This window comes from Amaricoccus macauensis (assembly GCF_049800915.1).
In the GTDB taxonomy this organism is placed as follows: domain Bacteria; phylum Pseudomonadota; class Alphaproteobacteria; order Rhodobacterales; family Rhodobacteraceae; genus Amaricoccus; species Amaricoccus macauensis_A.
In genome coordinates this window covers 384,429-407,584 of sequence record NZ_JBNAFY010000004.1, presented here as the reverse complement: position 1 = coordinate 407,584, position 23,156 = coordinate 384,429, and the positions used below count along the sequence as shown (strand labels likewise).

The 23,156-nt window shown below is 64.2% G+C and carries 21 protein-coding genes; 11 read left to right on the top strand and 10 right to left on the bottom strand.

The window, feature by feature from the left end:
• Positions 1-87: 87 nt before the first annotated feature.
• Positions 88-2,271: a molybdopterin cofactor-binding domain-containing protein gene (locus tag ACP15W_RS12510; RefSeq protein ID WP_424933232.1), complete on the bottom strand. Its 2,184-nt coding sequence runs from the start codon at positions 2,269-2,271 to the stop codon at positions 88-90.
• A 3-nt stretch (positions 2,272-2,274) separates the two neighbouring features.
• Positions 2,275-2,736: a (2Fe-2S)-binding protein gene (locus ACP15W_RS12505; protein ID WP_424933231.1), complete on the bottom strand. Its 462-nt coding sequence runs from the start codon at positions 2,734-2,736 to the stop codon at positions 2,275-2,277.
• Between the two features lie 194 nt (positions 2,737-2,930).
• On the opposite strand from ACP15W_RS12505, the gene ACP15W_RS12500 reads away from it, so the two are divergent.
• Both ACP15W_RS12500 and ACP15W_RS12495 read left to right on the top strand, forming a co-directional pair.
• The gene (locus ACP15W_RS12500; protein WP_424933230.1) at positions 2,931-4,121 is read left to right on the top strand and encodes an RsmB/NOP family class I SAM-dependent RNA methyltransferase; all 1,191 of its coding nucleotides are present in this window, start codon (positions 2,931-2,933) and stop codon (positions 4,119-4,121) included.
• A gap of 125 nt (positions 4,122-4,246) precedes the next feature.
• Complete coding sequence (locus tag ACP15W_RS12495) at positions 4,247-6,502, top strand: ATP-binding protein (RefSeq protein WP_424933229.1); 2,256 nt, start codon at positions 4,247-4,249, stop codon at positions 6,500-6,502.
• 70 nt (positions 6,503-6,572) lie between these two features.
• Here the strand turns inward: ACP15W_RS12495 and ACP15W_RS12490 are convergent, their stop codons facing one another.
• Positions 6,573-7,418, bottom strand: coding sequence for a glycosyltransferase (locus ACP15W_RS12490; protein WP_424933228.1), 846 nt, complete (start codon positions 7,416-7,418; stop codon positions 6,573-6,575).
• A 4-nt stretch (positions 7,419-7,422) separates the two neighbouring features.
• Positions 7,423-8,325: a glycosyltransferase family 92 protein gene (locus tag ACP15W_RS12485; RefSeq protein WP_424933227.1), complete on the bottom strand. Its 903-nt coding sequence runs from the start codon at positions 8,323-8,325 to the stop codon at positions 7,423-7,425.
• Between the two features lie 133 nt (positions 8,326-8,458).
• Between ACP15W_RS12485 and ACP15W_RS12480 the strand changes: the two genes are divergently transcribed.
• Both ACP15W_RS12480 and ACP15W_RS12475 read left to right on the top strand, forming a co-directional pair.
• Positions 8,459-9,364, top strand: a complete 906-nt coding sequence (locus ACP15W_RS12480) for an ROK family protein (protein WP_424933226.1) — start codon at positions 8,459-8,461, stop codon at positions 9,362-9,364.
• Positions 9,355-10,104 carry a putative nucleotide-diphospho-sugar transferase gene (locus ACP15W_RS12475; protein ID WP_424933225.1) on the top strand — a complete coding sequence of 250 codons (750 nt, stop codon included), beginning with the start codon at positions 9,355-9,357 and terminating at the stop codon, positions 10,102-10,104. Before ACP15W_RS12480 ends, ACP15W_RS12475 begins: the two co-directional genes overlap by 10 nt.
• A 9-nt stretch (positions 10,105-10,113) precedes the next feature.
• On the opposite strand, the gene ACP15W_RS12470 is transcribed toward ACP15W_RS12475, so the two are convergent.
• The 4 genes from ACP15W_RS12470 to rpsO form a co-directional block, all read right to left on the bottom strand.
• Entirely contained in the window at positions 10,114-11,271 is a 1,158-nt protein-coding gene (locus ACP15W_RS12470; RefSeq protein WP_424933224.1) for a glycosyltransferase, read from the bottom strand.
• Positions 11,264-11,947, bottom strand: coding sequence for a sulfotransferase family 2 domain-containing protein (locus ACP15W_RS12465; protein WP_424933223.1), 684 nt, complete (start codon positions 11,945-11,947; stop codon positions 11,264-11,266). The genes ACP15W_RS12470 and ACP15W_RS12465 overlap by 8 nt, the downstream gene beginning before the upstream one ends.
• An 88-nt stretch (positions 11,948-12,035) precedes the next feature.
• Complete coding sequence (gene pnp, locus ACP15W_RS12460) at positions 12,036-14,159, bottom strand: polyribonucleotide nucleotidyltransferase (protein ID WP_424933406.1); 2,124 nt, start codon at positions 14,157-14,159, stop codon at positions 12,036-12,038.
• Positions 14,160-14,366: 207 nt separating this feature from the next.
• Positions 14,367-14,636 (bottom strand): 30S ribosomal protein S15, encoded by a 270-nt coding sequence (gene rpsO / locus ACP15W_RS12455; RefSeq protein WP_424933222.1) that lies wholly within the window; start codon positions 14,634-14,636, stop codon positions 14,367-14,369.
• 283 nt (positions 14,637-14,919) lie between these two features.
• On the opposite strand from rpsO, the gene ACP15W_RS12450 reads away from it, so the two are divergent.
• The 3 genes from ACP15W_RS12450 (at position 14,920) to ACP15W_RS12440 (ending at position 17,267) form a co-directional block, all read left to right on the top strand.
• The gene (locus ACP15W_RS12450; RefSeq protein WP_424933221.1) at positions 14,920-15,228 is read left to right on the top strand and encodes a hypothetical protein; all 309 of its coding nucleotides are present in this window, start codon (positions 14,920-14,922) and stop codon (positions 15,226-15,228) included.
• 27 nt (positions 15,229-15,255) lie between these two features.
• Positions 15,256-16,653, top strand: coding sequence for a S8 family serine peptidase (locus ACP15W_RS12445; protein WP_424933220.1), 1,398 nt, complete (start codon positions 15,256-15,258; stop codon positions 16,651-16,653).
• A 167-nt stretch (positions 16,654-16,820) separates the two neighbouring features.
• Positions 16,821-17,267: a hypothetical protein gene (locus tag ACP15W_RS12440; protein WP_424933219.1), complete on the top strand. Its 447-nt coding sequence runs from the start codon at positions 16,821-16,823 to the stop codon at positions 17,265-17,267.
• Between the two features lie 9 nt (positions 17,268-17,276).
• Here ACP15W_RS12440 and truB read toward each other — a convergent pair whose 3' ends face one another.
• Positions 17,277-18,182 carry a tRNA pseudouridine(55) synthase TruB gene (gene truB / locus ACP15W_RS12435; RefSeq protein ID WP_424933218.1) on the bottom strand — a complete coding sequence of 302 codons (906 nt, stop codon included), beginning with the start codon at positions 18,180-18,182 and terminating at the stop codon, positions 17,277-17,279.
• Between the two features lie 138 nt (positions 18,183-18,320).
• Here truB and ACP15W_RS12430 point away from each other — a divergent pair, with 138 nt between their 5' ends.
• The 4 genes from ACP15W_RS12430 (at position 18,321) to ACP15W_RS12415 (ending at position 21,681) form a co-directional block, all read left to right on the top strand.
• Positions 18,321-18,779, top strand: a complete 459-nt coding sequence (locus tag ACP15W_RS12430) for a hypothetical protein (protein ID WP_424933217.1) — start codon at positions 18,321-18,323, stop codon at positions 18,777-18,779.
• Between the two features lie 11 nt (positions 18,780-18,790).
• Positions 18,791-19,354: a hypothetical protein gene (locus ACP15W_RS12425; RefSeq protein ID WP_424933216.1), complete on the top strand. Its 564-nt coding sequence runs from the start codon at positions 18,791-18,793 to the stop codon at positions 19,352-19,354.
• 3 nt (positions 19,355-19,357) lie between these two features.
• Complete coding sequence (locus ACP15W_RS12420) at positions 19,358-19,960, top strand: SCO family protein (protein ID WP_424933215.1); 603 nt, start codon at positions 19,358-19,360, stop codon at positions 19,958-19,960.
• A 257-nt stretch (positions 19,961-20,217) separates the two neighbouring features.
• Positions 20,218-21,681, top strand: coding sequence for a trypsin-like peptidase domain-containing protein (locus ACP15W_RS12415; RefSeq protein WP_424933214.1), 1,464 nt, complete (start codon positions 20,218-20,220; stop codon positions 21,679-21,681).
• A gap of 300 nt (positions 21,682-21,981) precedes the next feature.
• On the opposite strand, the gene ACP15W_RS12410 is transcribed toward ACP15W_RS12415, so the two are convergent.
• Positions 21,982-22,953, bottom strand: coding sequence for a porin (locus ACP15W_RS12410; RefSeq protein WP_424933213.1), 972 nt, complete (start codon positions 22,951-22,953; stop codon positions 21,982-21,984).
• Positions 22,954-23,156: the final 203 nt, after the last annotated feature.

The following is a 23,156-nucleotide window of genomic DNA, read 5'->3' as shown; positions in this document are numbered from 1 at the left end:
GAACCCTTCGCCCAGATGAGACCCAAGCGCGAGATCTCGACTGAGCCCCGGTGCATCACCGGGGCTCTTTTTGTGTTCGCAATCCGCTTATGCCGCGAAGGTCACGCCATTTTCCGCCATCGGCAGAGTCTTTGCGCGCAAACCCGTCGCAGCCGCAATGGCATTGGCGAGAGCAGGGCCGGCGGATGGAACGCCGGGTTCTCCCACCCCTGTGGGTGCTTCGGTCGATGGGATCACATGCACGTCGATCCTGCCGATATCCCCCATGCGAAGCGGCTCGTAATCAGGGAAGTTCCATTGATCGACCTCCCCGTCCGAGAAGGTGATCTGATTGCGCATGACTGCCCCAATACCGAAACCGGTTCCGCCCTCGATCTGGGCCCGGATCACGTCCGGATTGACCGGCACACCGCAATCGACTGCCGAGACCACCCGCTCGATCCGAACCGCCCCATCCGCGTCTGTCGAGACCTCCACCACATGCGCGACGAAGGTCTCGAAGGACTTATGGGCCGCCACGCCGCGGGACCAGCCCATGGGCAGCGGCTCCGACCAGCCAGCCTCCTCGGACGCGCGCCTGATCACGCCGGCCAGCCGTGCCTGATCCGGGGTGCCGCCCTCGAGCAGTGACAGGCGATACGCTACCGGGTCCTGCCCGACCGCTTCGGCCGCCATGTCGATCAGGCTTTCCATCACGTAGGCCGTGTGGGAATGCCCTACCGAGCGCCACCAGAGCACAGGGACCTGCGTCTGGAAGTCAGACAACCCGACGGTCAGATTGGGAAGGGCGTAGACCGTATCGGCAATCCCTTCCACCGAGGCATGATCCACGCCGTCGTGGACGACCCATTCCGCCATCGTGGTACCCTTGAAGATCGATTTGGTCGCGATCCGGTGATCCCAGCCGACAATGGTCCCATCGGAAGCCAGGCCGATACGGGCACGATGCGCCGCCATGGGGCGATAGAACCCGCCCTTGAGATCATCCTCCCGCGACCAGACAAGCTTCACAGGCGCGCTGCGATCCGTAAGCGCGAAAGCCATTGCCGCCTGCATGTGGTAATCCGCGGCCGGATTGGCACGCCGTCCGAAGGATCCGCCCGCGTAAAGCGTCCGGATCTCGACCACCGCCGGATCGAGTTCCAGCACGCCGGCGATCGTGGGGTGCGCGATCGCGGGGAACTGGCAACCGTCGTGGACACGCACGCCGGTTTCCGTGGGCTCGATGGTGCAGGTGAGCGGCTCCATCGGCGCATGGGCAAGCGCAGGCAGGAGGAATTCCGCCTCGATCACCTGGTCCGCCGCTGCGATGGCTTCCTGCGCCGCGGTATCGGCCTCGGCGCGGGCGACATATTCGGGATCGGCACGAACCAGCCCGAGCAGCGCCTCGTTGATCTCGGGGGTGCTGCGGGTCTCCGCTTCCGAGAAGTCCCATTCGGCCGAAATCGCATCCCGCGCCTGAAATGCCGCCCAGGTCGAACTGGCATAGACGGCGACACCCGAACCGTCCGGCAGGGCCTTCGCATCGACAAAGCCCCGCATGTCCTCCGCGCCAGTTGCATCGAAGGACGTGAGCTTTCCTCCGAATTTTGGCGCGCGAAGGATCACTGCCGTCACCATGTCGGGCAACTGGATGTCCATTGCAAAGGTCGCGGTACCGTTGATCTTGTCGGGCGTGTCCTTGCGCTGAAGCGTCTCGCGGCCGATGAGCCTGAAGTCTGCCGGATCCTTGACCGGCGGGTCTTCCGGAAGCGGAATGGCGGCTGCGGCGGTCACCATGTCTCCGAATCCGGTCTCGTTGCTGCCATCGGAAATCATGCCGTCCGTGATCGTGATCGCGGCGGGGTCGCTCCCCCAGGCCTCCGCAGCAGCCTGTATCAGCACCGTTCGGGCGGCAGCGCCGGCCTTTCGATACTGCATGAATGAATTTGCCATCGCCGTCGATCCGCCCGTGCCCTGCGCACCGAAAAGCAGGTTGGCGTAGCGTTCGTTGTCGGCGGGGGCGTATTCGAATTTCACCTGCTCCCAACTTGCATCAAGCTCTTCGGCGACCAGTGTCGCGAGGCCCGTGGTCGTCCCCTGGCCCATCTCGAAGTGCTTGATGATCACGGTCACCGCGCCGTCGGGAGAGATCTTCACGAAGGGATTGAGGGTCGCAGCGTCGCCGAGCCTTGCGGCCAAGGCACCATCGGGGCGCAGCCCGATCACGAGGGCGGCTCCGGCGGCTGTGGCTCCGCGCAGGAAGCCGCGTCTGGAAGTCTCGAATGTCATGGCTCAGGCCTCCAGAATGTCGGACGCACGGTGAATGGCCGCACGGATCCGATGGTAGGTGGCGCAGCGGCAGGCATTGCCCTGCATGTAAGCGGTGATTGCTTCGTCATCCGGGCGGCTCTCACCGGAGAGCAGGCCCACGGCTGACATGATCTGGCCTGACTGGCAGTAGCCGCATTGCACGACATCGAGTTCGGCCCAGGCACTTTGAACCGCCTCCGCTACTGGCCCGTTGATGCCTTCTATCGTGGTGATCTCGGCCCCCGCGACGTCTTCAACGTACATCTGACAGGAGCGCTGAGGCGCGCCATCGACGTGCACGGTGCAGGCGCCGCAAGCCGCGATCCCGCATCCGAATTTCGTTCCCGTCAGCTTCAGTTCGTCGCGGACGACCCAAAGCAGTGGTGTGCCTGGATCAACGTCGACCGTCACGGTCTTGCCGTTGATCTTGAGTTGCTGTGACATGATTGGCTCCCCGTCAGTCATCTGATTGGCGTTTGGCTGGGGGCGACGACCGGACCGTGCCGGCACGGTGCCGCGTTTGTGGACCGACCAGTTTATAATACGCATGCGAGTGGTTTTGCACAAGCAGGCCGGACGGCTTCGTTTCGTGCCGGATTTCCTTGCGCCTCCCGTGATTTGCAGGCAGATGACCGGCGATGACACCCGGAGCCCGCCTTTCGGCCGCAATCGGCCTGCTTGACGAGATTCTCGCCGGTGCGCCCGCAGAGCGGGCGCTCTCGCGGTGGGCACGCGCAAGCCGCTTCGCCGGGTCCAAGGACAGGGCCGCGATCCGGGATCTTGTCTTCGAGGGGCTGCGCCGCCGCCGGTCACTTGGCTGGCTGGGTGGTGGAGATACGGGCCGCGCCATCGTTCTCGCAGGCCAGGCGACCGAGGCAGCGGATCTCGATATGCTTTTCACGGGGCAGGGGTACGATCCTGCTCCGGTGACCCCGGAGGAGCGGGATCTTTTGGGCCGCAGCATCTCCGAAGCCCCGACCAGCGTGCAACTTGATCTGCCGGATTTCCTCCTGCCCGAGTTCCAAAGCTCACTTGGTGGCGATTTTGCCGACGTGCTCAGGGAAATGCAGAGCCGCGCACCGGTCGATCTGCGGGTGAACACGCTCAAGTCGAACCGCAATGCCGCGATGGTCGTGCTTGCGCGCGACGGTGTGGCCGCGGAGCCGGTTGCCACTTTGGAGACCGCTCTGCGCGTCGTGGAAAATCCGCGCCTGGTGAATGCGAGTCGTGCCTATACGCAGGGCATGGTGGAACTTCAGGACGTGTCCAGCCAGATCGCCGCGGCCTTTGCGGGCGCGCGGCCCGGCATGACGGTTCTCGACTATTGTGCCGGTGGCGGAGGAAAGACACTTGCGCTGGCCAGCGACATGAAGGGCCAGGGGCGACTCATGGCCTGGGATATCAATCCCCGCCGGATGAAGGATCTTCCCGACCGGGCCCGGCGCGCGGGTGCAGAGATCGAGATCCTCGATAGCTCATCCCGAGCAGCACTCGGTCCGGTCTGCGACATCGTTTTCGTCGACGCGCCCTGTTCGGGGACCGGTGCCTGGCGCAGGCAGCCAGAGGGCAAGTGGGCGCTGGTCCCCGAGCGCCTTGAAGCCTTCGGTCCTCTGCAACAGACGGTTCTCGCGGAAGCCTCGGTGTTCGTGCGGCCGGGTGGACGCCTCGTCTATGCGACCTGTTCGCTGCTCAAGCGCGAGAACGAGGACCAGGTTGCGCGATTCCTTTCGGAGAGGCCCGACTGGCGCCTTGAGGAAGAACGCCGGCTGACCCCGCTCGATGGCGGCGATGGTTTTTACATGGCCCGGCTTGTTGCTCCCGAAGCATGAACCAGACAAGTGCCTGACCTCCAAGCCGGACTCGCCCTTGAGGCTCATTTGGGAAGAGTTAATATTACCTGTGGTTGAATTGCGCCAATTGCGCTATAGTGCGCGTATAGGTTGCAAGGTGAGCTGTGCACGACACGCATCAATACCAGAATACCAGCGCATCCACGGAAAGTCGTTCCGGTGTATTCGTCGCCCTGTCGGGCATCCTTCTCCTCGTCGCAACACTCACAACCCTCTGGTCCGGCACGATTGTCGTGCCCGCGGCCATCGCCGTGGCTCTGGTCGTTTTCGGGACCTACATGCTGTGTCTCCGGCTCGGCCTGACGCTTGGCGCACGTTCCAGCCGTCACGGGCTCATCCGCTACTACGACAGCGATGTGGTGCCCGTCTTCATCTCGGATCTCAGTGGACAGGTCATCTCGCGCAACGCATGTGCGGGCAGTTCGGGGTTTATCGAGCGCTGGGCGTCCGACGCGCCTTCGCTGATCTACCGGCTGACCCGCGAGACCGAAACGAACGGCTCTGCCTCGGAGCTTTCGTCCGATGGCCGGCACCGGATCGGCGTGAGCCGTGTCGGGCCGCGCCTCCTGATGTGGCGTGTTGAGCGGGCCGCCCCCCCCGAGCAGCTGCCTGCGGATTTCTCCGAATGCCGCTACCCGTGGTTCCGCATCGACGAGGATGCCCGTGTCCTCTCCTGCAACGAGGCTGCGCACGAACTGGAAGACGACCCGATCCAGTCTCTCGATGCGCTGTTGCTCGATCCCCCTTTCCGCGCCGGAACGGTGCAGGTGCTCGCTGCCAACAGGCAGGTGGTTCGCTCCGTCGTGCTCAACGATGACCAGGCCTCGCGCGAGGTGCTGATCTTGCCGCTGGACAGTTCGGAAGTTTCGGGGCTGGCTCCCAACGATTTCCTCGAGGAACTGCCCGTCGCCCTCGCACGCCTCAAGAACGACGGCGATTTCATTTACGCCAATCATGCGGCGCGCACGCTGCTGGGCGTGGCGAATGTCGAGGGAAAGAATATCACCAAGCTCATGGATGGGTTGGGCCGGTCGATTTCCGAGCGCCTGAGCGATACTGCCAAGGGGCGCGGTCTGGGACGTTCCGAGGTCGCCAAGAGCAAGGCCGAGGGCCAGGACAACTTCCTCCAGGTTGCGTTCTCCCGCACGGTTCACGAAGGCGAGCAGACGGTCCTTGCGGTCCTGAGCGACGCGACCGAACTGAAGACCCTCGAAGCGCAGTTCGTCCAGAGCCAGAAGATGCAGGCGGTCGGCCAGCTCGCGGGCGGGGTCGCACACGACTTCAACAACCTACTCACGGCCATCAACGGACATTGCGACCTTCTGCTCATGCGTCACGACGTGGCCGATGTCGAGCATGGCGACCTGATGCAGATCCGCCAGAACGCCAACCGTGCCGCAGCCCTTGTTCGGCAACTTCTGGCCTTCTCGCGCAAGCAGACTTTGCGCCCGACCGTGATCAACCTTCAGGACACCCTCTCTGAACTGACCCACCTGCTCAACAGGCTCCTGAGCGAGAAGGTGACCCTCAGGATCGAGCATGGCACGGACCTTTCGCCCGTCCGCGTGGACGAGCGCCAGTTCGAACAGGTCATCATGAATCTCGTGGTGAATGCCCGCGATGCGATGCCACGCGGCGGCGAGGTCCGGGTCTCGACCCGCAACATCCATCTCGCGGAGGATATGCACCGCGACCGCGCGGTGGTGTTCAAGGGTGACTACGTCGTGGTCGAAGTGGCTGATTCAGGCACCGGCATCCCGCCGGACAAGCTCCACAAGATCTTCGAGCCGTTCTTCACCACCAAGCAGGTGGGCGAGGGTACGGGTCTCGGCCTTTCCACGGCCTATGGTATCATCAAGCAGACCGGCGGGTTCATCTTCGCCGAAAGCCCCCCAGGCAGCGGTGCGATCTTCACGATCTACCTTCCTGCCTACGAGACGGCCGAAACCGAAGCGCTTGTCGAACCCGAGATCCGTGCCCCGCGTGATCTCACGGGGCGTGGGCTGGTCCTGCTGGTGGAGGATGAAGACCCGGTCCGTTCCTTCGCCGCCCGCGCGCTGCAACTCCGCGGCTATACGGTGATCGAAGCCGCATCCGGTGAGGAAGCGCTCGATATCCTCAAGGATGATGATCTCCACGTCGACATCATGCTTTCGGATGTCATCATGCCCGGGCTCGACGGACCGGCCTGGGTGCGTGAGGCGCGCAAGAAACGCCCCGCCGCAAAGGTCATCTTCATGTCGGGCTACACCGAAGACGCCTTCAGCACCGACGAAACCATGGCAGATGCCTCGTTCCTGCCGAAACCCTTCACCCTGCCCGAACTGACCCAGCGCGTGAAGGACATGCTGGATGCCTGATGACCCGCACCGGCATGCTGCCGACTCGAGCTCCTGAAAGGCAGCTGCTCCCCGTGCTCCAAACCTGCAATCACTCGGCCGCTTCGGCCTTGGCGTCGCGCTTCTCGATCCCGTTCTCGGTCCAGGTGATCTTCTGTGTCTTCGCCCGGGCGATCAATTCGCGATGCTTGCGGATCTCATCGGCATTCTTGTAGCTCCGCGGGTGGTCGAGATGCACCAGGGGCGCGGAGTAGCGCAGATGCTGACCGGAAATCCCCGCGTTGGCCAGGCGAATGCCGAACTCCTTGTCGCCCCCACCATATCGAATGCTCTCGTCGAACCCGTTCACCCTCAGCGCATCCTCGCGGAAGAACGAGGCATTCGCGCCGCAAAGCGCCTTCTGAACCGGTGTGACACGGTCGAGAAATCCCATGACGGGTTGCGGAAACGGCATCGTCTTGAGCCAGGTGCCCAATCGGTCGATCGCACCGTGAGCGCGCAGCCAGTCGATGTCGAAAACCAGCCCCTTGCGCACCATTTCCTCGGTCACGATCGACGTGGTCTCGGGGCCGAGCCGGATCAGGCTTCCCGTCGAGAACCGTCCCCGACGTGCCATTGCCAGATGCCGACCCACGAAGGTCGGATGGATCATGACGTCACCATCGAGAAGGATCAGGAAATCCGCTTCGGAGCTCGCGATCGCCTGGTTGACGATGGCCCATTTCTCGAAGCCCCGGTCCTCATGCCAGACATGGCGCAGCGGAAGATCGGGGTGATCGCCTCTGAACCTCTCGAGCGCCTCGGCCGTTTCCGGCCCCGACCCGTCGTCGGCAATGCAGACGCTGTCGGGGCGCTCCTCCTGCTGAAGGATCGACGTAAGCGTCAGCAGCAGCGGGCGCGGCGAATTGTAGGTTGCGATGATGATCTCGGTTTTCATCCGCTCATTCCAGTTTGATCCGGTCGAGATAGGTAAGCGCACTGGAATCTTCCACCACGTCGCTCTCGATATTGGCGACCGTCCGCCGAACCTTGCGTTCGTATTCACTCATCTTAGCGCGCAGGTTCGGCCCGCGGCCGATCTTCGCCGCCAATTCCTCTTCCGAACGTGTGTAATAATGGTTGAGCTGGATGTGATCCGCCGAATAGAAACCGGGCTTCGTCCGGTCTTCCTCGCGCGCGGCCTCGCCGCGGTCGTTGCAGCTCGATGCGCTTCCATCCACCTCCATCGTATGCACCCGCACTGCCGTGAGGTGGCAGGGATCGACGATGCACTTGAAGGCGCGCACGCCGCGCAGATCGCTCATGGGGTCCGTGAAACGGGTCCGGTAGTTCCGCAGGATTCCCCCCTCCGGCGCCGTCATGTGCCCCGAACGGCCGAACATGTGCCAGGGCAGCGAGATCGACCGGCAGTCCTCCAAATGCGCCAGCGCCGCAGGCAGGCTCGCCTCCCGTTTCGGGATCAGGAACTCGTCCACGTCGATGAACGCCATCCAGCGAAAGTGGGAGCCGAAATTCCGGGCAGCATGGGCATAGGCCAGAACCTGGTTGTGGATCTCGCGACCCATGCGCGCGTCGCTGAACACCTGCGCCCAGGGAACGATCGTCAGCCTGTCCGACCCCAGTGTTTCGCGCAGGATTTCCGCCGTCCGGTCCGTCGAGCCATTGTCATAGATCAGAAAGCGGCTCACCCCGGCGTGGGCGTGGAAATCTGCCCATTCGGCGACGTAGCGCGCCTCGTTGCGCAGGATTGCCGCGATGGCAATGCCGCCTCTGTCCGCCGTGGGTTCGGGAGGCGTGATCCCGATCTTGCTGATCTTTCCGAAGACCGGAAGTTTCCAGAGCATGAAAGGCCATTCCTCAACCACCCGTCCCCGCACTTAGCATCCGCGGCCCTTCCGCGCAAAGCAGCGTTGCGCCCCTGCGCTCACATCCCTATGAACTTTTCGGGTGGAAGAACGAAAAACGGGGAGGCAGCACATGCGCCTGGGGCTCGACTATGGCGGCACCAAGATCGAGGGAATCGTTCTGGGCCCGGATGGGGCGGAGCTCGCCCGTGCGCGCGTGCCGACGCCGCGATACGACTATACCGGCGGCATCGAAGCGATCCGTGAACTCACGCTCGACCTTGAGAAGCAGGCCGGTGCGCCGATCACGCGCGTGGGCATCGGCGTGCCGGGCTCGGTCGATCGCAGCTCAGGCTATGTCTCAATGGGCAACTCCACCTGGCTTCACGGCCAGGACCTGCGCGGCGATCTCACAGCCGCCCTCAAGCGCCCGGTCAAGGTCGCCAACGACGCGAACTGTTTCGCCCTCTCCGAGGCCGTGGACGGCGCCGGAGCCGGCGGTGAGGTGGTTTTCGGCGTCATTCTCGGCACAGGCGTAGGCGGGGGCCTTGTGGTCCACGGACGCCTCGTGGAAGGGGTCAATGCGATCGGTGGAGAATGGGGGCATATCCCGTTGCCCGATCCCCTTGACGACGAGCGCCCCGGCCCTGTCTGCTCCTGTGGGCGGCCCGGCCATACCGAAAGCTGGCTTTCGGGTCCAAGCCTCGCTGCCGATTACGGGCGGCGCAAGGGCGTCCCCACCGGCCAGGACGAAGTTCGCGCCCCGGACGTGATCGCACGCGCGGAAGCGGGCGAACCGGAGGCCGAGGAAACCCTCCGCCGCTTCGAGGACCGTCTGGCGCGCTCGCTTGCCGTGCTGGTGAACGTCATCGACCCCGATGTGATCGTGATGGGCGGCGGTCTCTCGAACGTCGATCGCATCTACAAGACCGTGCCTCCGCTTCTGAAACCCCATGTCTTCGGCGACCGCTTCGCCACGAAAATGGTCAAGAACAAGCACGGTGACAGCTCCGGCGTCCGCGGAGCGGCATGGCTCTGAAAGCCACCGCACCCCCGCGCCGCGGCGTTGTCTATATCGCCACCGGGTCCGGACATTTCGACGCAGCGCGGGCCTCGGCGGCCAGCCTGCGCGCAACCAATCCGTCGCTCGGGATCGTGGCCTTCACCGACCAGCCCGGACCGGCTCCGGAATTCGACGAACTGCTGCCCATCGACACGCCGCACGCGCGCTCGAAGGTCGATCTCATGCCGAAATCGCCTTTCGAGGAAACGCTCTTCATCGACAGTGACACGCGCGTGGTCGGCGATCTCTCGGAGGCCTTCCGACTGCTTGAGCGCTTCGACGTGGCCCTGGCCCATCGCGTCTACGATCCGGGCAGGCTCGCGCGGGAGAGCGCGCCGCACACCCCGCCCGCCGCCTATCCCGAGCACAATTCGGGGGTGTTCTTCTTTCGCCGGACGCCAGAGGTCCTGGATTTCCTCGCCAACTGGGCTGTGGCCTACCACGCGCGGGGCAAGAAGGCCGATCAGGTCAGCCTGCGCGAGCAACTCTGGAAATCGGATCTGCGGATTGCGATCCTCCCCCGGCGCTACAACGTCCGGCAATACAGCTGGGTCGATCATTTGGGATGGCGCGGACCACGGCCGGTGGTGCTGCACATCAACCTCTTCCACCCGACCAAGCAGGGCGGACCGATCCGCAAACGCCTGGAGGCGCTCAGCGTGCCGCCGCTCCGCCGGATCAACCCGCTCGCAGAGGCCATCCCGCAGCGAAAGTAGCGAACGCGCTCAGGGCTGCCTCAGGCTGGCCCGGATGATCTCTTCCAGCCGTCCATGGAGCACGCGGTAGTCGAGCCGTTCCGTCGCGAGATCGCGCGCCGTGCGGCTCATGCGGGCGGCTGCTTCGGGATCGGACAAAACCTGCCGCAGACACTGCGTGAAGCCCTCGCCATCGTGCTCGTCAGCCAGAAGTCCGGTCTCCCCCTCGATGATGACCTCCGGAATGCCGGCATGGCGGGTCGAGACGACGACCGTGCCGCAGGCCATGGCTTCCTGGATCGAGGTCGGAAGACCTTCCGTATTCCCATCCGCGGCCGTGACCGAATGCTGGAGATAGACCTGCGCCTGGCCGATCTTCTCCCGCACGAAGGCATGCTCCTTCAGGCCGTGAAAGGTCACGCGGTCTCCAAGACCCAACGCGCGGACATGCTCCTCCGCCGCGCCCCGCAACTCGCCATCCCCAATGATCTCGAGCCGATGCTCCGGAAAATCCCCTGCGATCGCGGCGAAGGCATCAATCGTCAGAAGCGGCGCCTTCTTCTCCACGATCCGTCCCACCGAAAGGATCAGGTTCGGATCCTTCTCCAGCGGAACGAAAGCCGATGTATCGACCCCGGTGGGGATCACGGCGCTGTTGGGATGGGTAACGCCCACATCCGCGAGATTGTCGAGCAGGGACTGCGACACCGAGATCACCCCGGCAAGCCGCGGCATGGCTGCCTTGTAGCGTCGCACGATCCGCGGACTGCGCAGCCGTTTGGAGGCATCGAACCCCCTGAAATAGACGAAGACAGGAATGCCGAGCGCATTGCCCACCGGTGCGAGGTTTCCGCCCAGGTGCCCAAATTCCGCAACAATGGCCTGAACGCCGTTTTCGCGCAGGAACGTTTCCATCTCGCGGCGCACGCTGCCAAATGGCACACCCGAGCAGCGATAGCGCAGGCTCTGGACCGCCTTGCCGATTTCCCGCTCGATGGTAGCCGTTACGCCCTTGCGCCCGCCCACGGAGGTGAAGATCGGCTTCTCGCTCTCGTAGTTGGGTTCCCGCCGCTCGCAGAGGATCACGGTATTGCCGCCGAAAAGCATGCCGATATGGCGCCGCACACCGGTTTCGGTCGCCTTTCCCAGAATGCCGGTGGCAATGGCGACTTTGGGTGTCTCAGTCATGGTCCCACTCCAGGCTTTCGATCAGGTCATAGTCTTCGCGATAGAATTCGCGAATGAGTTCATCGGTCTCCGGGGAGCAGGAGATTTCCATCGGGGCGGAGCGCCGCTCGAAGAACTCGCCACTGGAAGGCGCGGTGCCTGTCACCTCGTCGATCCAGCGAAACACCCTGTCCAGCCCGTCCTCGAACCGGAAAAGCCGCAGCCCGGGGCTGACGAACTGGGCCTGCGGCCGCATGTGGTTGTCCTTGTAGAACGGATCGCGGCGATACTCATCGAAGACCCGTGTGACCCAGTCGTCGAAATCGAAATAATCGATCCGATGCCGCAGGCGGATGCCATAGGCAGCCTTGCCCTTGGCCTTGTATCCCGCGAGCCGGGCCAGTCCGATCGGGCGCGGCTTGAAACGCAATGGCTCGGCCCGCATCTTGAATTCGCTCAGAAGGCGCGCCTTTGGGTCCCGGATGACCGCGAAACCGTGATCGTAGAGGCCCGGCGGAACCAGCTCCCCATGGATGTCTGCATGAATATGCTGCGGTGTGGTTCGCGACCAGCCATGCCGCGTGCCCGCAAGCCCGAGCGGACCCTTGGTGCGCAGGTAGGATTCGATACTCGTTCCGCCCGTCTTCGGGACATGAACGAAAAAGAGCAGTGTCGACCCAATCCTCGCCAGCGGCATTCGCGATCCCCCGTCGCCTGTGCCCATGCACAACGGGCACCGCAAGAAGCTGCGGTGCCCGTCGCTCATTCGTCAAGAGGCAGGAAGATCAGGCGTCTTCCTTGACCTCTTCGCCGGTCTCCTGGTTCACGGCCTTCATCGAAAGGCGGACCTTGCCGCGATCATCGAAGCCCATGAGCTTGACCTTCACGGCCTGACCTTCGGAAACGATCTCCTTCGGGTGGCCGACCCGGCCGGATGCCATCTGGCTCACATGCACCAGACCATCGCGCTTGCCGAAGAAGTTCACGAAGGCGCCGAAGTCCATGATCTTGACGACCTTGCCGGTGTAGATCTTGCCCACTTCCGGTTCGTCGACGATGGAGCCGATCATTTCCTTGGCCTTCTCGATGGCCTCGGCATTGGCGGATGCGATCTTGATCACGCCGTCATCGTTGATGTCGACCTTCGCGCCCGACTCCTCGACGATGCTGCGGATCACCTTGCCGCCCGAGCCGATGACTTCGCGGATCTTGTCGACCGCGATCTGCAGCGTTTCGATGCGCGGCGCGTGTGCGGAGAACTCGGTCCGGCCGGCCGTGAGCGCCTTGGACATTTCGCCCAGGATATGCATCCGGCCCGACTTCGCCTGCTCCAGCGCCTGCGCCATGATTTCCGGCGTGATGCCGGCAACCTTGATGTCCATCTGCAGCGAGGTGATGCCGCGCTCGGTGCCAGCCACCTTGAAGTCCATGTCGCCGAGGTGATCCTCGTCGCCCAGGATATCGGTCAGCACGGCGAAGCGATCGCCTTCGAGGATGAGGCCCATGGCAACACCGGCAACCGGTGCCTTGAGCGGAACGCCCGCGTCCATCATCGCCAGCGACGAACCGCAGACGGTCGCCATGGAGGAGGAGCCGTTCGATTCGGTGATCTCGGAAACCACGCGGATCGTGTAGGGGAAGTCGGTCGCGGCCGGCAGAACGGCCTGAAGCGCGCGCCAGGCGAGCTTGCCGTGTCCGATCTCGCGGCGCCCCGGCGACCCCATGCGGCCCGTTTCACCGACCGAATAGGGCGGGAAGTTGTAGTGCAGCAGGAAGTTCGCGCGGCTGGTGCCGTGCAGCGCGTCGATCATCTGCTCGTCGTCGCCGGTGCCGAGCGTGGTGATCACGAGGCCCTGGGTCTCGCCGCGGGTGAAGAGCGCCGAGCCATGGGTGCGGGGCAGGAGGCCCACTTCCGAGACGATCGGACGCACGGTGTAGAGGTCACGCCCGTCGATGCGCGTGCCCTTCTCGAGGATGTCGCCGCGGACGACCGAGGATTCGAGCTTCTTGATGCAGGAATCGAGCTTCGGATCTTCGAGCTCTTCCTCCGAAAGGGTCGCCACGGCAGCTTCGCGCGCGGTGGCGATGGCGTCCTGGCGGGCCTGCTTGTCGCGGATCGAGAAGGCGTTGCGCATTGCCTCTTCGCCGGCCATCTTCACCTTCTCGTAAAGCGCAGAGTAATCCGGTGCTTCAAAGGCGAAGGGCTCTTTCGCGGCTTCTTCCGCCATGCCGATGATCATGTCGATCACGGGCTGCATCTGGTCGTGGCCGAACTTCACCGCGCCGAGCATTTCCGCTTCCGAAAGCTCGTAGGCTTCGGATTCGACCATCATCACCGCGTCCTTGGTGCCGGCGACGATCAGGTCGAGCCGCTGCTCGGGGTTGTCCCGCAGCTTCTCCATGTCGTCCACGGCCGGGTTCAGCACATAGGCGCCATTGGCGAAGCCCACGCGTGCCGCGCCGATCGGCCCGAGGAACGGGGCGCCCGAAAGGGTCAGTGCCGCCGAGGCCGCGATCATCGCCACGATGTCCGGGTCGTTCTCCATGTCGTAGGAGAGCACGGTGCAGATCACCTGCACCTCGTTCTTGAAGCCCTCGACGAACAGCGGGCGAATCGGGCGGTCGATCAACCGCGACGTCAGCGTTTCCTTCTCGGAGGGCCGGGCCTCGCGCTTGAAGAAGCCGCCGGGGATCTTGCCGGCCGCGTAGTATTTTTCCTGGTAGTGGACGGTCAGCGGAAAGAAGTCCTGACCGGGTTTCTGCTTCTTCTCGTAGACGACAGTCGCAAGCACGCTGGTCTCGCCATATGTGGCGACCACCGAGCCATGCGCCTGGCGCGCAATCTTGCCCGTTTCGAGCGTGAGCGTGTCATGGCCCCACTCGATCGATTTCCTCACGATGTTGAACATATCATTCCCTTGCATGGCGACACCGCCCCCTGGCCCTGTGTCGCGTCATCCGGGCGATCCGCCCGATGATCCCGTTGCGATGATCCGGCGCGTCCCTCGGGATCTGAAGGGAGCCGGCGGACAGAACGGTTTCGGGCAGGCCCGGCGCACCGTTCGGCGCCTGAAAAGGCACGGGCGCGCCGATGAAGCGCGCCCGCAAATTCCATGTCAGCGACGGATCCCGAGCCGGCCAATCAGCGACTGGTAGCGGCTCACGTCCTTGGCTTTCACATAATCAAGCAGCTTGCGGCGCTGGGACACGAGCTTCAGAAGGCCACGCCGCGAGTGGTTGTCCTTCTTGTGGGTCTTGAAGTGCTCGGTCAGCGTGGTGATGCGGCTCGTGAGGATCGCGATCTGAACTTCCGGAGAACCGGTATCGTTCTCCTTCGTCGCGTATTCCTTGATGAGCGCTTCTTTCACATCGGGTGCAATCGACATCGGTGTTTCCTTTCGTTTCAAGAGCAGCCCCGAGAGCGCTGGCCGAAGCCGGGATGTCGTCCAGCATGGTCAGACACCATCGGGCCGCACCGTGCATGCACACGGGCAGAGCGCGGGCTATACAAGGAATTCGCTTGAATGGAAAGTGGCTTCCGACACGCTGGCCTGCGCGCCCCTGAGCCCCCTCGGGGACGTCGCTCACACCCGGCTGACGCATGGGGTCGATGGTGCTATGATCCCGGCCAGGAAAGGCTCTCCCGCCCGGGGAGCTGAAGGTGCTGCGATGGATGCCAAGAAGCCGACCGACCAGTTATCTGTCCGCCTCGTGATGGAGCGTCCGAACCGGGAGGCGATCCGCCAGTGGAGCATGCGGATCGAGAGCTACGGGCTCGTCATCGATTCGGCCAGCGACAGGTCCATCGACGCCCACGGGGCCAAGGCGAGCATCGAGGACGCATTGGACATGAGCATCGAGAAAGTGCGCGGGGAGGACGCGATCGTGCCGCGTGCGGACGCCTCCGCCAAACCGGGCACCGAACCGAGCATAGAGCCGATCAAGGCATATATTCCGAGAAAGCCGAGTTTTTTCTGACCAGATTTCGTTTCGAGGGGGACCATAATGAGCAAGATCAACGTGCGGCTCGTTCCGCGCAGCGAGTCGTCCGCACCCCTCGCGCGTTTCGCGAACCAGCCATCCACCGGAGCGCATCTCTCGGTGAACCCCTCCACCCGCGCGTTCCAGCGCGCCAGACGGGCAGTGGAGGACCGCGCGATCCGCGACGAGCCCACGCCGCTCAAGCGCCTTTCGCTCGAACTCGAGGAGAGCGAGTTCCACGAAATGTTCGGCGACGTCGCCCTGCATACCGATGCTGCCAGGACGGCCAAAGCGCCCTCCGTCACCATGCAGGAAAGCTTCCGCAAGCCGCAGGAGCAGTTGAAGGTACCGGAGGCCTTGAGCGATTCCGTGGCCTTCGCCTATGTGCCGCGCCCGGTGGAGTTCTTCGCGCCGAGCGCCATTCCCCCGCACGAGGACATCTACCACCTCCGCCTGTCGGATGTGAGCGCCGCCCTGAATGCGCCCCGCTGCCACCGCAACGGTTGGACGGGCAGGGGGGCGAAGGTGGCCATGGCCGACACCGGCTTCATGCTTCACCCGCACTTTCTGCGCGGCGGTTACAAGCTTATCCCGACCCAGGCGCCGGGCTCGGGGCCTGCCGATATCGATGCCTCGGGCCATGGCACGGGCGAAGCGGCCAACATCTTCGCCATCGCGCCCGATTGCACCGTCTTCGGCGTGAAACACGGGTCGTCCTCTGCCGCCACCCTGGAAACCTGCATTGCCCAGGGCCCCGATGTGATGACCAATTCCTGGGGCTATGACATCGACCACCAGAGCCGCGAGACGCTCGAGCAGACAGACCCGAACATGTTCCTCGAACTCCTCGACCTCGAAGCGGTGATCACCTCTGCCGTGACCAGCGGCATCACCGTGCTCTTCTCCGCCGGCAACGGGCATCTGGCCTTTCCCGCCTGCCACCCCGACGTGATCGCGGTCGGTGGCGTGACCGTCAACGAGGACAGTTCACTGGAGGCATCGAACTATGCCAGCGCCTTCCATAGCCAGCTCTATCCGGGCCGGAACGTGCCCGATTTCTGCGGCATCGTGGGTCGGTCGGAAACCCCGCCCCAGAGCGCGCATATCATGCTTCCCGTGCCGCCCGATGCGGAACTCGACGGAGAAAACTTCCCTTCGGGTGCAAGCGGTACGGGATGGGGCATCTTCTCCGGCACATCGGCAGCCTGTCCGCAGGCGGCGGGTCTCGTGGCCCTTCTGAAGCAGATTGCCCGCGGCCTCGACCCGGCGCAGGTCGGCCAGGTGCTCGCCGCTCGCGCGGTCGACATCGAAAGCGGCCAGACCGCCACCGGTGCCTCGGCCGCCACCGGTCCTGATCTCGCCACGGGCGCGGGGCTCGTCGACGCGCTCCGCGCCTGCGGCTTTGTTTCCGGCGTCGCCTGATCGTCGCCGGGTTTTCACGCCCGCATCCCTCTCCAGTCACGCGATCACGTTAGTCGGACCGCGTCCTGTCACACTCGGGTCACGGTCCGGCGACGCCCGCATGTGACCATACCTCCATCAGTTAGGCCGCACCGATCCGCAGGTCCGGCCAGTGAGGGGGTAAAGAAATGCCTAAGTTCACGTTTACCAAGCACCGCCACGACAGCCGCCGCTGGGTCAAGAATGGCCGCGAGATCGAAACCCATACGCTTGAACTCGCGGGAACCGACGAAGCGACCGGCAAGACAAACCGGGCCATCCTGATCTTCGATTCGGAGACCGACCTGCAACGCTCGCGCCGGGCCGGAACCGCGGGCTACATCACGGGCAAACCCGATGGGGGCGTATCGCTTGTCGGCTGGTTGCCCCATTCCGAGTTCGCAACCTACCTCGAAGTGCTCGAGAGCGGCGAGGCGCTGACCGTCTACTTCGCGCTTCGCAACCCCGATTCAAAAGTCGGCTACGTCCGTCGGCTGGGCATCGGCCGTTACGAGAAGATCCTTGCGGCGACGATCTGCCGCCCTGACTTCCGCGAGCCCCGCGGCGCGTCCAACGTGGTCCGCTTCCCGATCTGATCGGGAGGCTCAGCCGAAGACAAAGACCCGCTCGGGCCGGAAGAGCCCGCCCGACCAGCGTCCGATCGCCATCGGCTGGCCGTCCGCTTCGGCCCAGCACGCCTGCCCTTCCGTGAGGTCCTCCGGGCAGGGCAGGGGGTGCGGATTTCCGTTCCGCAACCCGTCTGCCACATGGGGCGGGCAGGTCAGCTTCGGCAGCCCGGCAAGTGCGGCCTCGACAGGAAGGAGCCGGTTCGCCAGGTCCGGACCCCCGGCCTCGACCACGTCCCAGGTGACGGCGCGCTCGAGCCCGAACGGCCCGGCCCAGAGCCGGCGCAGCCAGACCACATGCCCGAGACAGCCGAGCGTCTCGCCGAGGTCGCGCGCGATGCTGCGTACGTAGCCCCCCTTGCCGCAGACCATCTCCAGAATGGCGGTGTCCGAGGCCGTCCGCTCCACCAGATCCAGCCGCTTTACATGCAAGGGCCGGGCGGCCAGCTCCATCGTCTCGCCCGCCCGGGCCCGGACGTAGGCCCGCTCGCCCGCAACCTTCACCGCTGAAACCTGAGGCGGCACCTGCAGGATGTCGCCGGTAAACCGGGGCAGGGCCGCGCGGATATCGGCTTCCTCAGGGCGTGCCTCCGCTGTCGCGATCACCTCGCCTTCCGCATCATCAGTGGAGGTCGCGACGCCCCAGCGCACCTCGAACCGGTAAGCCTTGCGGCTGTCAGTTGCGAAGGGCACCGTCTTGGTCGCCTCTCCGAAGGCCACCGCAAGAAGCCCGGTCGCCGCGGGATCGAGCGTACCCGCGTGGCCGGCCTTCTGCGCGTCAAGTACGCGCTTGAGCCGCGAGACCACCTGCGTCGAGGTCATCCCCGCCGGTTTGTCCACCAGAAGCCAGCCATGAACCGGTCTGCCCTTCTTCCGCCGCCCCATGATGCCACTCCGCCTGTTCACGATAAATTTGCAAGGTTGCGCTCTCTATCAGAAACAACCGCCAGTCCAAGCCCGAATAGAACATGAGATCCGCCTTCGCCGGGTCCGGGACGTCCAACAGGGGAGGCAGAATACAAAATGCGTATGAAACGAATACTTGCCGGCACCATGGCGCTTGCCGCTCTTCCACTCGCGAGCGCCGCGAGCGAAGGCGAACGGATCCAGATCACCGGCGAGGTGATCGACACCTGGTGCTATTTCTCCGGGGTCATGGGTGGCCCCGATGCGGTCACCGGCTCGGCCCACCACACCTGCGCGCTCTGGTGTTCCGCCGGGGGCATCCCGGTCGGTGTCCTGGGCGACGACGGTGAGGTCTACATGGTCCTCAAGATGGAGGGCGATCCCGGCAGCAATGGCGGCGACACGCAGCTCACCCTCGCCAGCCACGAGATCACCGCAGACGGCATGCTCTACGAGCGCGACGGCATCAATTACCTGGTGGTGGCCGAGGTCGTCGAAGACATGGGCATCACCAAGCTGAACCACGAGGATTACGGCCCCGTGCCGTCCTTCGCGATCCCGGAACCGGCAGAATGAGGAGCGTCCCGATGAAACAGCTTGCCGCAGCCGCACTGCTCCTGGCCGCGCCCGCCGCCCTGGCACAGGATTTTTCCGCGAATTCGGAGGCCAAGCCCTGGAACCTCACCGGCGAGGAACCGTCCCGCTTCGAGGCCGAGGTCGTCGACATGCTCTGCACCGTCGCGGGCGATTGCGAGGACGAATGCTCGGGCCGCCCCCGTGCGCTCGGACTCCTGCGCAGCGCCGACGACACGCTCATCTTCCCGATGAAGAACGGCGAACCGGTTTTTGCCGGCGCCTCCGTCGAGCTCGAACCCTATTGCGGCCAGATGGTCGAGGTGGACGGGCTGATGATCAACAACGCGGAAGTGGGCGCACACAACGCCTACATGGTCCAGCGCATCCGCGCCGTGGACGAAGAGGAGTGGGTGCCGGGCACCCGCTGGGGCCAGGTCTGGAAGGAAGAACACCCCGACGCCGGCGGTGGCCCCTGGTTCCGCAACGACCCGCGCGTCAACGCCGCCATCGAGGCCGATGGCTATCTCGGCCTGGGTCAGGAAACCGACGAAGCCTTCATCGCCGACTGGTTCTGAGCCATGCGAAAGACAGTCATGGCCGCGGCACTGGCCGGCCTTCTCGCCTCCCCCGCGCTGGGGGAGGGCATCCCGGATCTTCCCGCACCCAGTGGCGAAGGCCTGCCCTTCGCGCTGGGCGGTGACTTCAGCCTCACGGATCAGGATGGGCAGAGGCGGACCCAGGCCGATCCCGCGGGCCGGCCACAGCTCCTTTTCTTCGGCTACGCCTCCTGCGAACAGATCTGCTCGGTGGCCCTGCCGATGATGGCCGACACCGTCGCGGGACTGGAGCAGAACGGCATCGCCGTGACCCCGGTGATGATCACGGTCGATCCGGCCCGGGATACGCCGGAGGTCATGGGGGACCGGCTCCGCGACTTTCACCCCGATTTCGTCGGTCTCACGGGCAGCGAGAGCGACCTTGCCCGCGCCTACGAGGCGTTCAACGTCGAGTTCGAGCCGGTCTACGTCGACCCGTTCTACGGCGAGGTCTTCGCCCACGGGAGCTTTGTTTACCTGCTCGATGCCGAAGGCCGCTTCCTGACCCTGTTTCCACCGATCCTCGCGCCCGAGCGCGTGGCGGAAATCGTCAGATCCCACATCGAACCCGCTGCTCAGGGTTGAGTCAAAGGCCCGAGACGTGCCGGGGGGCTCCGATCTCCCGGCGCGCTCCGGCAGTCTCCAGCTCCCATCTATCCTGTTGTTTCTCAAAGATACATGAGGGCCATCTGCGGATCTGTTCCGTCATTTGGAAAGTGGCCTTGCGAGTATTCTCGGATATTAATGGTTAATGAATTGATATTTAACAAAATGAAGCAAAAATCTTTGGGAGCGGATGCGGCCGTGATAGGAATTGCCCCTGGGACTTTGGGGGTTACGGTATGTTTTCAGCGTCGCATCTGGTGCGGGTCTTCGCGTTTTCGACAGCTCTGGGCGGTCTGGCCGCGGCGGAAGGTTTGGCTTCTCCGTCTGCGCTTCCCGAGCTCGCGGAATTCAACCATGCATTCGATGCGGAGCAGCTTCTGTCGAGGGAGCGTCGCATGCTTCAGGCCGCGCTGGCCTTCGAAGGTGTCTATCCCGGCCCGCTCGATGGCATCTGGGACGAGGCAAGCGCGGCTGCCATGGCCAACTATTCGGCCCGCGAGTTCGACAGCCCGGTCAAGCGGGCGCATGTCGCGGCCCTGATGCTCTCTTTCCTTGCCGAGGTCGACACCCGCGGCTGGCAGTACACCTACCTGGGCGATCACGACATCTCCCTGGCGCTGCCGTCGCGGCTTTTCGGCGAAGTCGAGAGCGAGGACCAGGGCCAGCGTTGGTGGAGCCATGACGGCACCCTCACCCTTCTGGTTCACAGTTTCACGCCGGACATGGCCGTCGCCTGGCACGCCGCCGCCCGATCCGCGAGCGCGGACCCGGCCACGCTGGAAACGGTCGATGGCGACTGGACCATGAGCACGAGCGGTCAGCTCGACGATGGCCGAATCTATCGCACCGTGACCCTGCGTCAGGGCGATACCTGGCCCACGATCTATCTCGCGGCCGAGCCCGGGGCGGAAGCTGCCATGGAATTCATCCGCGCCAGCGTGGCGGAGGGCCCGATCGAGACATGGGGCCTCCCCGACAAGGGCAAACTCGAAGCGATCATCGAACAGACCGTTGCGCGATTCGGCCGGATCGACGAACTGGAAGCCTTCCTGCCGCCCGAGCCGACCCGGCTGACACCCCCCGATGGCAATGATGCCAGCGGCACTGCCTTCTTTGTCGGGCCACGTGTCCTTTTGACCGCCAGCCACGTTGTCCAGTCCTGCGAACGGCTGACGCTGGCCGATGGCACCCGTCTCGAACTGCTGGCTTACGACAGCGATCTCGATGTCGCCGCCCTTGCGGCCGATGCGGATTCGCCGACCTGGCTGTCGATCTCGGGCTCGATCCGCGGGCGCCTCGGGGAGCGGCTCCATGCAGCGGGCTACCCCTACTACAATATCGCCGGCACCTCGCTTCACCTCACCAGCGGAAATGTCAGCTCGCTCGCGGACGTGAACGACGACACCCGTTTCTTCAGCTTCAGCGCCCCGGTTCAACCGGGCAATTCCGGTGGCCCGCTGATCGACGGAGATGGCAGCGTCATGGGTGTCGTGGTGTCCCGGCTTTCGGAGCGTTTCATCGCCGAAGCGACGGGAACCCTGCCGCAGAACATCAACTATGCCCTGACGCGCGCCGAGCTTGTCCGCTTCCTCGATCGCAACAATATCGCCGCCAATCCGGCCGGCCTGCCGCAGTTCGACATGGATGAGGGTGTGCCTGAAGGGTTCGAGGCGGCAATCGCGCCTGTGCTCTGCGACTGATCGCAGGGCCGATCCTCACCCATACTGGATGAAAAGACCGATGTGGGCCTGGGCAATCGCCTGGGCCCGTTGGTTTTCCGCCACCATATCCCGGCAAAGGTCTCGAGCATAGGTGCCGGGGAATGGTCGGCTTTCACCGAGCCGCCGGAGCGCGCACGAGCGCCTGGGTTTATTCTCTCTTGGCAGCCGATGGCCAGGGGCGTGCCCCGCATCTCGCGTGCCGGGCGCAATCACCCCAAACAGAAGAAAGGCGGACCACATGGGCCCGCCTTCCATATCTCACTGTCCCGAAGAGTGGGATCAGAAGGACATGTTCACACCGAAGTCAGCAACGATGTCGTCTTCATAGTCGCTGACGAGACCGCCGTTGAGGGTCGCGCCGCCGCCGAGGTCGTATTCAGCGGTCAGGCCGAATGCGTCTTCGCCGTCGATCGTGGCGGTTTCGCCGTCGTCGTTCGAAGCGGAGAGCACGTTGCGGTAGAATGCGCCGACTGCGAATGCGTCGAAGGCATATTCTGCGCCAACACCGAGGGTTTCGCGATCAAGACCGCCGTCCGGGTCGACCTTGTTGTAGATGACGTTCATGTCGGCGCCGAGGAAGCCGAAGCCGAGCATTGCGGAATACTCTTCACCGTCCAGCGACTCGCCACCGAATGCGAAGTCGTTGAAGTCGTAGTAGCCGATGCCGAACTCGAGATCGAAGCCAGCAACCGGACCGGCATAGCCAGCGCCGACGCCAACGTCAGACAGGTCGTTGTCGGAGGACAGCGAGATGCCGAAGCCTGCGAGGTCGAAGTCGTAACGGATCGTCGGACGAGCGGCCGGGTTGAGGACCGAGTCGGGATCGTCGCTGTCGAGCTCACCACCGTTCGAGAGGTAGAGGGTCTCGTTCAGGTCGCCGAGGCCGGTCAGCGAGAGGTTGCCGACGAGGTCGCCGACCCAGTTTTCGTCGGCACCGGAGGTGTCGCCGTAGGTCAGGGTGCCGAACGCACCGGAGATGAAGGCCGAGCCAGCCTGGCCGCTGTCTGCACCGTCGAGCGGGTCAGCAACGTTGTCGGCGCGCATGTCGGCACCGAAGGTGATGCCGGAGTCGGTTTCACCGGACATGGTGACGCCGAAACGGGTCCGCGACGTCGTCGTCAGTTCGTTGTCTGCATCTTCCTCATAGTAGAGACCCAGACGGGCGCTTCCGTAGAGGGTGATGTCGGCCATTGCCGTGCCGCCAACCGCGAGTGCGGTGAAGGCGGTGGTGGCGAAGAGAACCTTCTTCATAGCTTTCCTCGTTTTATCTTGCTTGAAACCGTGTCTCAAACCCGGGTGATCCGGATCAGGTGAGGCTTTCTTCTCTCATCAATCGCCGGGGTTCAAGAAATTGGGAGAGCTTCCCGTCGTTGCGTCATACATTGATGCAGGTTTGCCACAGTGCCCTCACGCCGCCGATAGCGTGACGTGAGTCGCGCGATGGGAGAGCGGCT